This is a genomic window from Telluria sp. LT2P34 (assembly GCF_059685915.1).
Genome location: NZ_JCASIN010000001.1, coordinates 1,073,239 through 1,088,424, shown reverse-complemented (window position 1 = coordinate 1,088,424; position 15,186 = coordinate 1,073,239). Strand labels below are relative to the sequence as shown.

Here is a 15,186-nt window from a genome sequence, read left to right as displayed (position 1 = left end):
CGGACCCGGCCCTTACACCGGCACCGATTTTTGCAGCTGCAGCACCAGGTCGCGGCTGGCCAGCGCCATGCCTTGCGCCGACTTCAGTGGACGCAGGCGGTGCGCGCAGACCGGCACCAGCACGGCCTGGATATCTTCCGGCAGCACATGGTCGCGCCCCTCGAGCGCGGCCCAGGCGCGCCCGGCCTGCAGCAGCGCGATCGCGGCGCGCGGCGACAGCCCTTCGGCGAACAGGGCCCCGCCGCGCGAGGCCTGGGCCAGCGCCTGCACGTAGTCGATCAGCGCGTTCGATGCGTGGATGGCGCGCAGCGCGCCGCGCGCGTCGAGCAGTTCGGCCGGGCTCATCGCCGGCTGCAGCTCGCGCAGCATCGCGCGCCGGTCTTCGCCCATCAGCAGCGCGCGTTCGGCGGCGGCGTCCGGATAGCCCAGCGACAGGCACATCAGGAAGCGGTCGAGCTGCGACTCGGGCAGCGGAAAGGTGCCGACCTGGTGCGCCGGATTCTGGGTGGCGATCACGAAGAAGGGCTCGGGCAGGGGACGCGTCACGCCGTCGATGCTGACCTGGCGCTCTTCCATCGCCTCGAGCAGGCCCGATTGGGTTTTCGGGGTGGCGCGGTTGATTTCGTCGGCCAGCAGCACCTGGCTGAAGATCGGGCCCGGGTGGAAGGTAAAACCGTTTTTTTCGCGCTCGTAGACCGAGATCCCGGCCACGTCGGCGGGCAGCAGGTCGCTGGTGAACTGGACCCGGTTGAACTTCAGCCCGAGCGAGAGGGCGAGGGCATGCGCCAGCGTGGTCTTGCCGACCCCGGGCACGTCTTCGATCAGGAGGTGGCCGCCGGCGAGCAGGCAGGTAAAGGCCAGGCGTACCTGCTGGTCCTTGCCGACCACGACCTGGTTGACCTGGCGGGCGGCGGCATGCAGTTTGTTGAACATAGTGGCTTCCAATGGCAAGTGGTGCGGGGCGCTGGGCGACATGGTAGATTAGCGCCATTGGCAACTTTCTTTCTACGCTGCGGCAAGCCGTCCAGACGATTCTATGCGAGAACGGATAAATCCGTGCGCGTAGTACTGCTGAGTTATCAGCTGAATGAGCGGCACCACAAGCGCACTTCATGAGCACAGCTATCTACAGCCATCCCGACTGCCTGCGCCACGACATGGGCGACTGGCATCCGGAGTCGCCGTCGCGCCTGCAGGCGATCGACGATCAACTGATCCTGTCCCGGCTCGACGGGCTGCTCGAGCGCCGCCTGGCGCCGCTGGCCGAGATCCCGGCGCTGCTGCGCAACCATACCGAAGGCGCGCTGGCGCTGGTGCGCGACAACCTGCCGACCGAGCCAGGCGACACCTATCCGCTCGACGCCGACACCCTGCTGTGCCACGCCAGTTACGATGCCGCCCTGCGCGCCGCCGGCGCGGCCCTGGCCGCCACCGACGCGGTGCTCGCCGGCGACATCGACAACGCCTTCTGCTCGATCCGCCCGCCGGGACACCATGCGCGGCCGAACGAGCCGATGGGTTTTTGCCTGTTCAATAATGTGGCGATCGCAGCCCGTCATGCGCTGGAAAGCCATGGCCTGGAGCGCATCGCCATCGTCGATTTCGACGTCCACCACGGCAACGGCACCGCCGAATCCTTCCGCGACGACCCGCGCGTGCTGATGGCCAGCTTCTTCCAGCACCCGTTCTACCCCTGCATCAAGCCCGAACCGATCACGGCCACCCAGGTGAACGTACCGGTCCCGGCGGGCAGCGGCGGCGCCGTCGTGCGCCAGGTGGTGGAAGAATACTGGCTGCCCGCGCTGCATGCCCACCGTCCGCAGATGATCTTCATTTCGGCGGGCTTCGACGCCCACCGCGACGACGACATGGGCGGCATGGCCCTGGTCGAAGCGGACTATGCCTGGATCACGCGCGCGATCATGGCGGTGGCGCGCGTCCATGCGGGCGGGCGCATCGTCAGCTGCCTCGAGGGCGGCTACGACTTGCCGGCGCTGGGCCGCAGCGTCGTCGCACACCTGAAGGTGTTGGCGGAACTTGATTAAGATTAAATTCACTTCGTTTTTGCAATTACACCACACCATCTCATCCTTTCAATCGTGCAATTGACTGGTGCCAACCTCAGGCATACAGTCGATTCAGGCCGCCCGCAGCCGAGGCGACTGTTCATGCGTCCACTCATAGAAGGAGGAGATTGTGAAGAGAGCACTACAAATGATGGTGGCGGTCTGCCTGATCGCAGCGTCCGGCCTGGCCGCGGCGGCCAATTACACGCTGTGGATCAACGGCCGCACCGGCGGCGGCGCGATCGGCAATTACAACAGCTGGACTTACTGGGGACCGTCCACGACGGCCGCGGGCATCAACAAGAAATCGGTCAACTGGGACGGGCGCAGCAGCATCGCCTCGCAAAGCGGCAAGATCCGCGATGCGCTCGACTGTTTCTGCACCGGTAACAACTGGTGCTATGTCGCCACTCACAGCGCCGGCGACCTGATGATGGGCTATACGATGGCCGGCTACGGCGGCTCGGCGCGCATGAAGAAGAACGCGAGCCCCGGCGCCACCGGCGTCTGCGGCAATTCGGACGGCACCGCGCAGACCGGCTGGAACATCAAATGGGTGCGCGCCGCCTCGGGCGCCGCCGGCGGCTCCGAGCTGTCCGATGCCGGCTCCTGGACCACCTCCGAGCCGCTGGTGCAGGACCTGAAGACCACCACCGCGCGCGCCATGTACAACCACAACACCACGCGCAACGTCTGGTTCTACATGTATGCCGGCGCCAAGGGCACGGCCTATTCCGGGATCCTGCCGGGCCAGGACGACGAAGCCGTGGCCTACCACAGTACCGGCGGGGTTGCCGGCAGTTCGGGCGGCTCCTGGTGCAATCCGAGCGACTGGCTGTGCAACGACCTGGCGCTGGGAACGGCCGCCAACGAGGGCGGAGCGGTGAAATGGAGTTATCACTCGGTGAGTTTCCGCGACGATAACGAGGCTTACAACCACTACGCCAACAGCAACTGGGGCGGGATTGTCGGGGTAGTACGAAGTGCCATGGTGAACAGTGCCCTCTAGCGGTCCAGCGCAAGGCAAGGGCGGCGGCCTGCGCCGCTGGCTGCCGGCGCTGCTGTTGCTGGCGCTGCTGGCGGCCATCGCCTGGCTGGCGCTGGACGGCGACGCGCCGCCGGCGCCGGCGGCCGCCACCAGTGCGCCCGGCCCGGCCGCGGGACCGCAGTTTTTCGGCCAACTCAATGGCCAGGCGGGTCCGCCGCCGGCCGACGAACGCGCGCGCCGGCGCCAGCAGCTGGTGGAGATCTTCCAGCTGGCCGATCACAGCTATTGCAGCTACCGCGAAGGCAGCAAGTACCCGGCCAGTTCGCGGCCGATGTCGCAAAATCCCGACCAGGCTTATCCGAACCGTCCGGTCACGGAAACCAATCCGATGCGCGGCGCCGATCGCAGCAGCAACCCGAATATCCTGCTCCAGACCTCGCAGTCGCGCGTCTTCCTGGCGGCCGGCGAATCGGTCGCGTTCTCGCTGCGCGCCGTCGAGCCGAACGGCACGGTAGTGCCGCTGGTGGTGACGCGCGCAATTGCCGCCGGCATCGTGCTGGCCGGCGCCCGTTCGACTACCCAGGTGCCCCTCGGCTTTGCCGACGACGGCGCCGGCGCCGATCCGGTCGCCGGCGATGGCGCCTTTGCCGCCGTGCTGACCCCCGCCCAGACGGGTTTGGCCGGCTTTCACGGCACCATCCGCACCGAAGTGCGCTACACGGCCGGCGGCAAACCCGGCGTGCTGGTGTTCGACGTGATCTATTCGCCGAAGGTGCCGGCGCTATGGGCCGGCCCGCCGCGCGAGGCGCTCGAAGACGGTTCGCTCGCGTTCATCCTGCGCCTCGACGTGCGCCAGGCCGGCCGTTACGTCATTACCGGCCGCATCGACGACGCCAAAGGCCTGCCCTTCGCGCTGGCCACCTTCAACGAGGTGCTGGGGGCGGGGCCGGCCGAGGTCAAGCTGGTGGCTTTCGGCAAGCTGATGCATGACGCCGCGCCGGCGCTGCCGCTGACCCTGCGCGACGTCGACGGCTACCTGCTCAAGGAAAACACCGACCCCGACCGCGAGCTGATCCCGCGCCTCGAAGGCCCGGTGCTGACCAGCCGCACGCGCTCGCTGCAAGGGATCAACGACGAGGAGTGGACCAGCGAGGAGCGGCAACGCTACCTGGACGAATTCGCGAAGGACCGCAGGCAGGCGCATGCGGAGCTGGCGAAGTTCGATCCGGCCGCACCAATGCCGGCAAGCGGCTGCGGACCGGTCAAATAAGGCTTCGTCTGCGTGGGTGCGCGCCCGCCGTTGTTCAGTATCCTCCCGGCCACTCGGCCGTGGGTTCCGTTTGACGCTGCCCTGGCGATGCAGGCAGAATCGTCAGTAACGGACCAAACGGAGGACGAAATGCGACGTGCCGCCCGCCTTGCCCTTAGCCTTGTCCTTGGCTTCGTCCTGTCCGGCATGCTTGCCGGCATGGCCGGCGCCGCCAACTACAGCCTCTGGATCAACGGCCGCACCGGCGGCGGCGCGATCGGCAACTACAACGATTTCACCTATTTCGGCCCGAACGCCACGCCCGCCGGCATTAATCAACGCTCGGTCAATTGGGACGGGCGCGGCAGCGTCTCGACACAGAGCGGCACGATCCGCAATGCGCTCGACTGCTTCTGCACCGGCGAGAACTGGTGCTATGTCGCCGTGCACAGCGCCGGCGACATGATCATGGGCTACACGCTGGCCAATTACGGCGGCTCCGAGCGCCCCGTGACGAACGCCCGGCCGAACGCGGCCGGCGTCTGCACGGCCTCCGGCGGGCGCCCGCAGACGGGCTGGAACATCAAATGGGTGAGGGTGGCCGCAGGCTCGGCCGGCGGCAGCGAACTGGCCGACATCGGCGCCTGGACCACGAGCGAACCGCTGGCCCACGAGCACAAGGTCGCCACCGCGCGCGCGCTCTACAACCACAACGAGACGCGCAACATCTGGTTCTACATGTACGCCGGCGCCAAGGGCACGCTGTACTCGTTCGCACTGCCCGGGCAGGACGACGAGGTCGTCGCCTACCACAGCGCGGGCGGCGTGGCGGGCAGCAGCGGCAGCGCCTTCTGCAATCCGGGCGACTGGTTCTGCAACGACCTCCGGACGGGCTCCGGGCCGAACCAGGGCGGCAGGGCGAAGTGGGCCTTCCATTCGGTGGTGTTTCGCGACGATGGCGAGGACTACGGCCACTATACGGACCGAAACTGGGGCGGGGTGACTTCGCTGGTGCGGCGGGATATGGAAAACCTGGCGCGCTAGGGTGGGCCTCGGCGGCCCCGCGGTCCCCCGCGCACGCGTTCAACCCGTACAAGATCAGGCGGGCCCGCGTTTCATGCGTGATTTGAACGCGTGAGCGGCGAAGCCGCGCACCCTAGGACCCCGCAGGTCCGCGAAGGGCGCGCTTTTCCGCCACGCTGAGCCGCTTGCCCGTGACGTACACCACATGCATCGGCTGCGGCATCGTCTGCGTCCCTTCTTGCGGCTGTGCCTGTCCGGTGCCGGCCAGCGCCTTCGCTGCCGGCGCGGCAGGCTCCGATGGCCCGCTCAGGCAGGCGGCGAAAACGAGCCCCGCGAAGGCCCCAAAGATCCACACTTCGACGTTGCGCGTGATTTCCATACCGTTCTCCGATGACTGCGGCCAGGAGCGGCCGTGCTGTCATCCTGCCCGTCCGGGTTGACTCGATATTGCAACGAATCAAGTCAAAAGAATTCCGTGAGGAAACTTTACAACAACGCATCCGGACGCCGTGTCCGATAGCCGCGTAAAATACCGCCTCGTTCGCGCCAATTTGAAAGCACAGCATGTCGATACAATGGTTCCCAGGCCACATGAACTCCGCCAAGAAGCAGGCGGAAGAACAAATGGAATTCATCGATCTGGTGATCGAAGTACTCGACGCGCGCCTGCCCGAGGCGAGCTGCAATCCGATGGTCGACCGCATGCGCAAGTTCCGCCAGCGCCCGATCCTGAAAATCCTGAACAAGACCGACCTCGCCGATCCCGTCGCCACCAGCGCCTGGAAGGCGTATTACGACGCGCTGCCGGGCGTGACGGCTTATCCGCTGTCGACCAAGAAGCCGCTCGAAGTGGCGCGCATTCCGGCGCTGGCGCTGTCGCTCGCGCCGCACCGCGGCGTGCCGACCAAGCCGCTGCGCATCATGATCATGGGTATCCCGAACGTCGGCAAATCGACGCTGATGAACGCGCTGCTGAAAAAGCGGGTGGCCAAGGTCGGCGACGAGCCGGCGGTGACCAAGGTCCAGCAAAAGCTCTACCTCGACAAGCACACGGTGCTGGTCGATACGCCGGGGCTGATGTGGCCGAAGATCGAGATGCCGAGCGACGGCCTGATGCTCGCCGCCAGCCATGCGATCGGCACCAATGCCCTGATCGAAGAGGAAGTGGCTTTCTTCCTGGGCGACGTACTGCTCGAACGCTATCCGCAGCTCCTGACGGCGCGTTACGGCTTCAAGACCGAGGGCCTGGACGGCATCGGCGTGGTCGAGGCCGTGGCCGCGCGGCGCGGCTTCAAGATGCGCGGCGGCGACTTCGATGTCGAAAAGGCGGCCCACGTGCTGCTGCACGACTACCGCAGCGGCGCCATCGGGCGCATCAGCCTGGAAACGCCCGACAGCCGCGCCCTGCGCCTGGCTGCGCACCGGGCCGAAGTGGAAGAGAAAGCCCGCCTCGCCGCCGAAAAGGCAGCGAAAAAGGCCGAGGAAGCGGCGCGCGGCAAGCGCGATTCGCAGGCCGCACCCGAGTAATCCAGGGCGCCTAGCCCGTCGCGTTTCCGAACCTGAAACTTGACACGGCCAGACTGCCCATGAACGCGTCCTCGTGATACACGCAGGACGCGTTTTCTTTTTCGGCTGCCCCCAGCGCCACCATCAACGGCAGCAGGTGCTCCTCGCGCGGGTGCGCCGCGCGCGCCATCGGCGCCTCGTCCCAGCGCAGCAGGGCGGCCTGGCGTTCGCCTGGCGCCAGGTCCAGCAGCGTATGCTGCAGCCAGCCGTCGAAGGCGTGCGAGGCTTCCCGTCCACTGGCGCCGAACTGGCGCAGGTTATGGAAGGACAGGCCGCTGCCGATGATCAGCACGCCGTCTTCGCGCAATGGCGCCAGCGCCCGGCCGGCCTCGATGTGGGCCAGCGGATCGAGGTCGGCGCGCAGCGACAGCTGCACGACCGGCATGTCCGCTTCGGGATAGACCGGATACAGCATCGAGTAGGTACCGTGGTCGAAACCGCGCTCCGGGTCGAGCGCGGCCGGGTGGCCGGCGCCGGCGAGCAGCGCGGCGACGCGCGCAGCCAGGGCAGGGTCGCCCGGCGCCGGGTAACGGATCTGGTAGGTATGCGGCGGAAAGCCGCCGTAATCGTAGATCATGCCGGGGGCGCTGGAGGACGACACCGAGAACCGCGGCGTTTCCCAGTGACTGGTCACGACCAGCACCGCCTTTGGACGTTCGCCGACCTGGCGCCGCATGTCGACCAGGGAGGTTTCGAGTGTCTGGTAAGCCGGACCCATCTCGTTTTTCAGCCACGGCCAGGGGCCGCCGCCATGGGAGACGAAATAGGTGGGCAGGCGTGTGGACATGGCGGGCTCCTCGAATTGGTCAGCATCGATAGTAAACCAGGGACGCCCTCGACGCCCGCTGGTGAGCATTTTCCTTGTCAGGGTTATAATGGCGCCGTTCTGGTGCCCGCGTGCGCAGTCTGTGCACGCAGTTAAACGGGAAACACGACGCCCAGCGCCTTCGGCGCCTGGCCAACGTGTGCTGCCCCCGCAACGGTAAACAAGCGTCGCTGACAACAGCGACTGGCCGCTTCGAACACCACTGTGCCCCGGCATAGGAAGGTGAAGCGGTCTGACTTGCTAGCCCGGATACCGGCCAGGACAGGGGGACGCGCCAATCAGGTGGCGTCCGTTGAATCCGGCTTGCGGGGACGCAGGCCGGGTGCACCTTTTTTCTAAGAACCACAACATGAGCTTTGCTGTCGATTCGAACAGCGCGCCGGCCCTCAAGCCGCTCGCGCTGGCCTGCGCATTTTCATTCTCCCTGTTCGCCAGCGCCGCAAGCGCCCAGGAACAGGCCATCCCCACCGTTCATGTGACTGGCGCGCGCTTCCCGAGCGACGCCGCACTGCCGCCGGTGGGCGCCACCGTCATCACCGCCGCCGAGATCCGCAGCGCCGGCGTGACCGACGTCAACGCGGCGATCCGCAAGATCGGCGGCGTGGTCGGCCGCCAGAGCCTGGACGGCTCGCCCGACTTCGGCCTCGACCTGCGCGGCTTCGGCGCCAACAGCAGCCAGAACCTGGTGATCCTGGTCGACGGCGTGCGCATGAACGAGAACGAACTGGCGGGGACCGTGCTGTCGACGATCCCCCTCGACACCGTCGAACGCATCGAGATCGCGCGCGGCGGCAGCAGCGTGCTGTATGGCGAAGGCGCGACCGGCGGCGTGATCAACATCGTCACCAGGCGTAGTGCCGACACCGGCTACCACGGTTCGGCCAGCATCGAGGGCGGCCGCTTCGACCAGCATGACGCGCGCGTTTCGCTGCGCCACGGCCAAGGCGCGCTCTCCTTCGACCTGGCCGCCGCCCACCAGGGAACCGATAACTACCGCGAGAACAACGAGTTTCGCCAAAAGACCGTCAGCGGCGGGGTGCAGTGGACGCAAGGCGGCAGTCGCCTCGGCATGCGCCTCGAATCGGCGCGCCAGGATGCTCGCTTCCCCGGTGCGCTCAACCTGGCCGAGTTCGAGGCCAACCCACGCCAGAGCTTGACCCCGAACGACTTCGGCACGCTGGCCAGCGACCGCCTGAGCTTCTCGCTCGGGCACCGCATCGGCGCCGTCGAACTGGCCGCCGAGCTGTCGCACCGCGAGCGCGAATCGCTGGCGCATTACGAATCCGTGTTCGGCAACACCGACGTCGCCATCCGCAGCCGCCAGACCCAGTTTTCGCCGCGCCTGCGCCACCTGGCGCGCACGAGCGGGTTGCTTAACGAATTCGTCGCCGGCGTCGACCTGCTGGAATGGGAGCGCCGCTATGCCATCGCCAGCGCCTTCGGTCCTTCGCTGAGCGAGGCGAGCCAGGATTCGCGCGCTTTTTACCTGCGCGACGAACTGCGCTGGAACAATGCCTGGAATGCGCGCCTGGCAGCCGGCGCCCGCCACGAAAAGTTCGACAAGATGGACGAACGCGACAGCAGCGCGCAATCGCAGAACACCTGGTCGCTCGAAGGCAGCCTCGATCCGCTGCCGGGCATGACCGTGCATGCGAAAGCGGGACACAGCTATCGCGTACCGAATGTGGACGAAAACGGTTACCGTCTGGGCAGCTCCGTGCTCAAGGTGCAGACCTCGCGCGACCTCGAGCTCGGCGTCACCGCCGGCAGCGAAGCGCGCCGCATCTCCGCGCGCGTGTTCCGTCACCGGCTGCGCGACGAGATTTTCTTCGATCCGACCGTGTCCGGCGGCTTCGGCGCCAACACCAACCTCGACCCGACCCGCCGCCAGGGCGTCGAGATCGATGGCCAGCTGGCGCTGCCGGCGGATCTCCGCCTCACCGGCCACGTGCAGCACGTGAAAGCCGAGTTCACGGACGGCCCGAACGCCGGCCGCGAGATGGTGCTGGTGCCGAAGAACGCCGTCACCGCGCGCCTGGCCTGGCTGCCGACCGGCCGCTTCACAGGTCACAGCGTCGACGTCGGCGCCCAGTATGTGTCGAGCCAGCGCTATGGCAGCGACTTCGACAACAGCTGCGGCGCGCGCATCCCGTCCTACACCACGGTCGACGCGCGCTATGCGTTCAAGGTGGGCGCCTGGGAATTCGCGGCCATCGGCCTGAACCTCGGGGATCGCCAGTACTTCAGCCAGGCTTTCGGCTGCCGCTCCGGCATCTACCCGAGCGACGGACGGCAGCTGAAACTGTCGGCGCGCTACGACTTCTGAGGCCATGAAAGCGCTGCCTGTCCAGCCTCGCCAACGCCAGCATGCCACGCTGGCGCTGCTGGGCGCTTGCGCACTGCTGGCCTGGACGATCGCCGGCCTCGCCGGCTCGGTGCCGCTGCCGCTGCATGAGCTGCCGGGAGCGCTCGGCAGCCTGCTGGCGGGGACGCCCGACGGCATGGCGGCGACCCTGCTCGACCTGCGCCTGGGCCGCGCCAGCAGCGCTTTCGTCACCGGCGCGGCGCTGGCGCTGGCCGGGGTCATGATGCAGGCGCTGGTGCGCAATCCCCTGGCCGATCCCTATGTACTCGGGGTCTCGGCCGGCGCCGCAGTCGGGGCGCTGGCGGCGCTGCTGTTCGGCGCGGCGCTGTGGCTGGTCGACCTGGGCGCTTTCGCCGGTGCGATCGGCGTGTCGCTGCTGCTCTACCTGCTGGCGCGGCGCGACTTGAGCGGCATGCGCAGCAGCATGCGCGGGAGTGGGGTCAGCGGCGAGTCCGGCGTGCTGCTGCTGACCGGCGTGGTGCTGGCTTCGGCCTGCATGGCGCTGGTCACGCTGATGCTGTCGGTGGCGCCCGAGTCGCGCCTGCGCGGCATGGTGTTCTGGATGATCGGCGACCTGGCCGGCAGCTCCTGGCGCCTGCTGCCCTGGGTCGTGCTGGGCGCCGCGCTGCTGCTCGGCCTGCGCCGGGCGCGCGCCCTGAACGTCATGGCGCTGCACACCGACGCCGCCGTCACCCTCGGGGTCGATGTGGCGGCGCAGCGCCGTTTCCTGTTTGTGTGTTCCGGCCTGCTGACGGCCTGCGCGGTGACCACGGGCGGCAGCATCGGCTTCGTCGGCCTGGTGGTGCCGCATGCCTGCCGCCATGCCTTCGGCCCGGATCACCGCATATTATTGCCTGCTGCCGCACTGGCGGGCGGCAGCTTCCTGGTGCTGGCCGATACCCTGGCGCGCACCGTGCTGGCGCCGCAGCAGCTGCCGGTAGGCGTGCTCACCTCGCTGATCGGCGTGCCGGTGTTCCTGTTCCAGCTCCATCAACTCCACTTGCGCCGCCGATGATCGAAACCTCGAATCTGCTGCTGCGCGCCGACGGCCGCACCCTCGTCGAAGGCCTCGACTGGCGCGTGAACGCCGGCGAAAGCTGGTGCGTGATCGGTCCCAACGGCGCCGGCAAAAGCACGCTGCTGCGCACCGTCGCCGGCCTGCGCGCGCCCGACGGCGGCAGCGTGGCCATTCAAGGCAAACCGCTCGCCGCCTGGCCGCTGGTAGCGCTGGCGCGCGAACGCGCCTACCTGGCGCAAACGCGCGGCGACGCTTTCGCCTACCGCGTGATCGAAACCGTCCTGATGGCGCGCCACCCCTACCACGCCGACCGCTACTGGGAAGGCAGCGACGACCACGCGGCAGCCGAACGGGCGCTGGGCATGCTCGACGTGCTGCACCTGGCCGAGCGCGACGTACGCACCCTGTCCGGCGGCGAGCGCCAGCGCGTGGCGCTGGCCGCCTTGCTGGCCCAGGACACGCCGCTGCTGCTGCTCGACGAACCGGCGAATGCCCTCGACCTGGCGCACCAGGTCGCGATGACGGATCTGCTGGCGCGCCTGTGCTTTGATGAGGGCAGGGCGGTGGTCAGTGTCGGCCACGACCTGAACCTGGCCTGGAGCGGCGCCACGCATGCGCTGCTGCTGCTCAAGGGCGGGGCCTGGCGCGCCGGCCCGGTGGCCGAGGTGATGCGCGCCGACCTGCTCGGCGCCTGCCTCGGCCACCCGATTGCCGCGATCGAGCACGAGGGGCGTATCATCTTCCTGCCCGACACGCCGACTGCCACAGTCCTCACCCCCGTCCGGAGAATGCTTTGAAAGCCATCGTCTTCGCCCTGTTTGCGCTGTTCATGCAGCATGCATATGCCGCCGTCACCGTGGTCGACGACAGCGGCCGCCGCGTCACCCTGGCGCGCCCGGCCAAGCGCGTCATTTCGATGTCGCCGCACGTGACCGAACTGCTGTTCGCGGCCGGCGGCGGCGCGCGCATCGTCGGCGCCATGAACTACAGCGACTATCCCCAGGCCGCGCGCAAGATCCCGCTGATCGGTTCCAACAGCCAGATCGACCTCGAACGCGTGATCGCGATGAAGCCCGACCTGCTCATCGTCTGGCAAAGCGGCAACACCGCGCGCCAGCTGGCCCAGCTGCAGGGCCTGGGCATTCCCGTCTTCCACAGCGAGCCGCGCAGCTTCGAGATGGTGGCCGACAGCCTGACGCGCTTCGGCCGGCTGCTTGGCACCGATGCGGCCGCCGCCAGGGCGGCGACGCAGTTTCGCGGCCAGGTCGCCGCGCTGCGGGCCCAATACGGCCGGCGTGCGCCCGTCACGGTGTTCTACCAGGTCTGGGACCAGCCGCTGTACACCATCAACGGCCAGCAGATCGCCAGCGATGCAATCCGGCTCTGTGGCGGTAAAAATATTTTTGAAGACATGAAAACGATTGCGCCCCAGGTCGGCATCGAGGCCGTGGTGCAGCGCAATCCGGAGGCCATCGTTGGCGGCGATTCGTATACGCCGCAGGACCGCGGACTGGCAATCTGGCGGCCTTATCACAGCATGACGGCGGTCAAGCGCAGCAATGTATTTTCCCTGGACTCGGAATTGCTGACCCGGGCCGGACCGCGTGTCGTGCATGGCGCGGCGCACCTGTGCGAGCGCCTGGAAATGGCGCGCGCACGGCGTCCCTTGAAGTAAGAGGCAAAGCGTTACAGGCGTAAGCAATTGCAAAAAAACGGCCCACGCCCCGAAGGCCGGCCGAAAAAGTGGTAATCTCGCGTCGTTTTCTCCACTTTCAAACATCAAGGAATTTTATGCGCCGCTCCCTGCGTTTCGCCCTCGTCGCCGCCAGCCTGGTCGCCAGCACCGCTTTTGCCTCGCCTACCAATCCGCAAAGCGGGGTCGAGTACGTGACGCTGTCGGCGCCGCAGCCGGTCCAGGCCGTCGGCAAGAAGGTCGAAGTCATCGAATTCTTCGCTTATCACTGCCCGGCATGCAATATGGTGGAACCGGCCCTGAACGAATGGGTCAAAAAGCAGGGTGACAAGATCGTCCTGCGCCGCGTCCACCTGCCTTTCCAGGGCGCAGCCGATCCGGAAGCGCACCTGTACCTGACGCTCGAAGCCATGGGCCGCCTGGGCGACATGCACGCCAAGGTCTTCCATGCGACCCACGTCCAGCGCGTGCGTCTCCTGAAAGACGCGGAGATCATCGACTGGGTGTCGAAGAACGGCATCGACCGCGCCAAGTTCCTGTCGGTCTGGAATTCGTTCGGCGTCATGACCAAGCTGCGCCGCCTGCCGCAAGTGCAGCAGGCCTACCAGGTCAGCGGCACCCCGACAATCGTGGTCGACGGCAAATACCAGACCTCGCCGGGCCTGGTCGCCGACAAGCTCAAGCTTCGGGATAACAACCAGGTCTTGCAGGCCCACTTCCAGGTTCTCGACGCACTCGTGGCAAAGGCGGCAGCAACGAAATGAGCGATGTAGAACGCAAGGTCCTCCAGATGTACGAGGGCGCCCGACCTCGTGAAGAGGACTTGTTCGAGACCAGCCATGTGAACCACCTGGCCTGGTCGCTTGTCGTCGTCCTGGCCGGCCTCGTGATCTGGCTCTGCATCGTGCTCGTGAATGCCGAAAACCAGCGTCATGCGCTGCTGACGAACAAATGTCCCGACCCGGTGTTCAAGAGCGGCGTCGACAAGACCTGCCTGTACACCGTGCGCTCGCGCGACTACTGGTGGGAACACCTGTGGTACGGCTTCACCCACCCCAGGCCGGAAGTCGATAAATAAGCTCAGACGGGCAAGCGCACCACGAAGCTTGCCCCGCCCAGGTTCGACGCTTCTACCTGCACGCTCCCCCCGTGCAAGACCACCGCCTTGCGCACGATCGACAGGCCCAGCCCGAAGCCGCCGGTGCTGCGGTCGCGGCTGCGGTCGAGCCGGTAGAACGGCTCGAAAATGCGCTCGCGCTCCTCTTCAGGAATGCCCGGTCCGTCGTCCTCGACCGCAATCGTGACCCATCCATTGTCGCGGCGCGCCAGGACGTGGATCGTGCCGGTCGCGTATTTCTGGGCATTGCGCAGCAAATTCGACAGCGCACGGCCCAGCAGGCGCGGATCGGCCTCGATCGACCCGAGATCCATCGAACAATCGATGGCCAGCACCGCCGTGCCGGGGGGCAGTGCACTTTCCACCGTGTCGATCAGGGAGACCAGGTCGACCGCCTGGCGCTGCAAGGGCTGGCCGCTGTCGAGGCGCGCCATGCCGAGCAACTCGTTGACCAACATATTGAGTTCCGACAAATCGCCTTCCATCGCCGCGATGCGTTCCTTGAGCGCCGGGTCGCTCGCTTTGGCATCGAGCAGTTCGAAGGCAAACTCGAGGCGGGCGATCGGCGTGCGCAGCTCGTGCGACACCGAATGCAACAGGTTCTTTTGCGACGTCAGCAGCTCCTCGATGCGGTCGGCCATGTGGTCGATGCGCTCGGCCAGCGGATAGATGCTGCTCGAGGCCTGCATGCGCGCCCGTGCCGACAGCTTGCCGGCGCCAAACTCGTCGGCCACGCGCGAGAGCGACTGCAGGCCCTGCCAGTGCGAGCGCGACCACAGCAGGATCGGCAGCAGCAGCGCCAGCGCCACGATCACGTAGCGCACCACCTCCATCTGCAGCGCCAGGCTGATATCGATCGGCAAGTCCTGGGCGTAGATGACTTCCGCCTCGCTGCCGATGTAGCGCTCGCCCTTCAGGTCGACGCGGCGAAAGAAGGCCTTGCCGTCGACGTCGAGCACGACTTCGCCGCGATCGAGCGCGCCCAGGCTGGTGGCCGGCAGCAGCGAGCGCGCCTTGTTAAGCATGATCAGGTCGAAGCGGGTGTCGGACACTTCGCGCACGCGGTTCAGGCGAACCAGCCATTCATCCAGCGGCGCCTCGTCGACGTATTGCTCGATCAGGAAGATCTGGGCCGAGGCCTGGCGCCGCGCGATGTCGTCGAGCGGGTCGCCGAACAGGCGGCTCATGGCGAAATAGATGACGAAGGTGGCGGCAGTGATCGACAGCATCACCAGGGTGAAGAAACGGAAGAAAATCCGGTTCACGCGGAGGCTC

The 15,186-nt window shown here is 67.0% G+C and carries 15 protein-coding genes and 1 riboswitch; of the genes, 11 read left to right on the top strand and 4 right to left on the bottom strand.

What is annotated here, in order from left to right; translation table 11 throughout:
• Nucleotides 1–12: 12 nt before the first annotated feature.
• A complete protein-coding gene (locus tag AC56KZ_RS04835; RefSeq protein WP_497160984.1) occupies nucleotides 13–933 on the bottom strand; it encodes an AAA family ATPase in 921 nt (306 codons plus the stop codon).
• 179 nt (nucleotides 934–1,112) lie between these two features.
• On the opposite strand from AC56KZ_RS04835, the gene AC56KZ_RS04830 reads away from it, so the two are divergent.
• From AC56KZ_RS04830 to AC56KZ_RS04815, 4 genes are all read left to right on the top strand, one after another.
• On the top strand, nucleotides 1,113–2,045 hold the full coding sequence (locus tag AC56KZ_RS04830) for a histone deacetylase family protein (protein WP_497160983.1): 933 nt from the start codon (nucleotides 1,113–1,115) through the stop codon (nucleotides 2,043–2,045).
• A gap of 151 nt (nucleotides 2,046–2,196) precedes the next feature.
• On the top strand, nucleotides 2,197–3,075 hold the full coding sequence (locus AC56KZ_RS04825; RefSeq protein ID WP_497160982.1) for a hypothetical protein: 879 nt from the start codon (nucleotides 2,197–2,199) through the stop codon (nucleotides 3,073–3,075).
• Nucleotides 3,065–4,324 (top strand): choice-of-anchor X domain-containing protein, encoded by a 1,260-nt coding sequence (locus AC56KZ_RS04820; protein WP_497160981.1) that lies wholly within the window; start codon nucleotides 3,065–3,067, stop codon nucleotides 4,322–4,324. The genes AC56KZ_RS04825 and AC56KZ_RS04820 overlap by 11 nt, the downstream gene beginning before the upstream one ends.
• A gap of 129 nt (nucleotides 4,325–4,453) precedes the next feature.
• The gene (locus tag AC56KZ_RS04815; RefSeq protein WP_497160980.1) at nucleotides 4,454–5,347 is read left to right on the top strand and encodes a hypothetical protein; all 894 of its coding nucleotides are present in this window, start codon (nucleotides 4,454–4,456) and stop codon (nucleotides 5,345–5,347) included.
• Nucleotides 5,348–5,459: 112 nt separating this feature from the next.
• On the opposite strand, the gene AC56KZ_RS04810 is transcribed toward AC56KZ_RS04815, so the two are convergent.
• Nucleotides 5,460–5,705 carry a hypothetical protein gene (locus tag AC56KZ_RS04810; RefSeq protein WP_497160979.1) on the bottom strand — a complete coding sequence of 82 codons (246 nt, stop codon included), beginning with the start codon at nucleotides 5,703–5,705 and terminating at the stop codon, nucleotides 5,460–5,462.
• Nucleotides 5,706–5,917: 212 nt separating this feature from the next.
• Between AC56KZ_RS04810 and ylqF the strand changes: the two genes are divergently transcribed.
• Nucleotides 5,918–6,853, top strand: a complete 936-nt coding sequence (ylqF, locus tag AC56KZ_RS04805) for a ribosome biogenesis GTPase YlqF (RefSeq protein WP_497160978.1) — start codon at nucleotides 5,918–5,920, stop codon at nucleotides 6,851–6,853.
• Nucleotides 6,854–6,863: 10 nt separating this feature from the next.
• Here ylqF and AC56KZ_RS04800 read toward each other — a convergent pair whose 3' ends face one another.
• Entirely contained in the window at nucleotides 6,864–7,679 is an 816-nt protein-coding gene (locus tag AC56KZ_RS04800; protein ID WP_497160977.1) for a DODA-type extradiol aromatic ring-opening family dioxygenase, read from the bottom strand.
• Nucleotides 7,680–7,762: 83 nt separating this feature from the next.
• A riboswitch (cobalamin riboswitch) is annotated at nucleotides 7,763–7,993 on the top strand.
• A 74-nt stretch (nucleotides 7,994–8,067) separates the two neighbouring features.
• Here AC56KZ_RS04800 and AC56KZ_RS04795 point away from each other — a divergent pair.
• The 6 genes from AC56KZ_RS04795 to AC56KZ_RS04770 all read left to right on the top strand — a co-directional run bounded on the left by AC56KZ_RS04795 (nucleotide 8,068) and on the right by AC56KZ_RS04770 (nucleotide 13,872).
• Nucleotides 8,068–10,044: a TonB-dependent receptor gene (locus AC56KZ_RS04795; protein WP_497160976.1), complete on the top strand. Its 1,977-nt coding sequence runs from the start codon at nucleotides 8,068–8,070 to the stop codon at nucleotides 10,042–10,044.
• 4 nt (nucleotides 10,045–10,048) lie between these two features.
• The gene (locus AC56KZ_RS04790) at nucleotides 10,049–11,098 is read left to right on the top strand and encodes a FecCD family ABC transporter permease (protein ID WP_497160975.1); all 1,050 of its coding nucleotides are present in this window, start codon (nucleotides 10,049–10,051) and stop codon (nucleotides 11,096–11,098) included.
• The gene (locus AC56KZ_RS04785) at nucleotides 11,095–11,898 is read left to right on the top strand and encodes an ABC transporter ATP-binding protein (RefSeq protein WP_497160974.1); all 804 of its coding nucleotides are present in this window, start codon (nucleotides 11,095–11,097) and stop codon (nucleotides 11,896–11,898) included. Before AC56KZ_RS04790 ends, AC56KZ_RS04785 begins: the two co-directional genes overlap by 4 nt.
• Nucleotides 11,895–12,776 (top strand): cobalamin-binding protein, encoded by an 882-nt coding sequence (locus tag AC56KZ_RS04780; RefSeq protein ID WP_497160973.1) that lies wholly within the window; start codon nucleotides 11,895–11,897, stop codon nucleotides 12,774–12,776. The genes AC56KZ_RS04785 and AC56KZ_RS04780 overlap by 4 nt, the downstream gene beginning before the upstream one ends.
• Nucleotides 12,777–12,892: 116 nt before the next feature.
• Nucleotides 12,893–13,558, top strand: coding sequence for a thiol:disulfide interchange protein DsbA/DsbL (locus tag AC56KZ_RS04775; RefSeq protein ID WP_497160972.1), 666 nt, complete (start codon nucleotides 12,893–12,895; stop codon nucleotides 13,556–13,558).
• Entirely contained in the window at nucleotides 13,555–13,872 is a 318-nt protein-coding gene (locus AC56KZ_RS04770; protein ID WP_497160971.1) for a hypothetical protein, read from the top strand. The genes AC56KZ_RS04775 and AC56KZ_RS04770 overlap by 4 nt, the downstream gene beginning before the upstream one ends.
• Nucleotides 13,873–13,874: 2 nt before the next feature.
• Here the strand turns inward: AC56KZ_RS04770 and AC56KZ_RS04765 are convergent, their stop codons facing one another.
• Complete coding sequence (locus tag AC56KZ_RS04765) at nucleotides 13,875–15,176, bottom strand: ATP-binding protein (RefSeq protein WP_497160970.1); 1,302 nt, start codon at nucleotides 15,174–15,176, stop codon at nucleotides 13,875–13,877.
• Nucleotides 15,177–15,186: the final 10 nt, after the last annotated feature.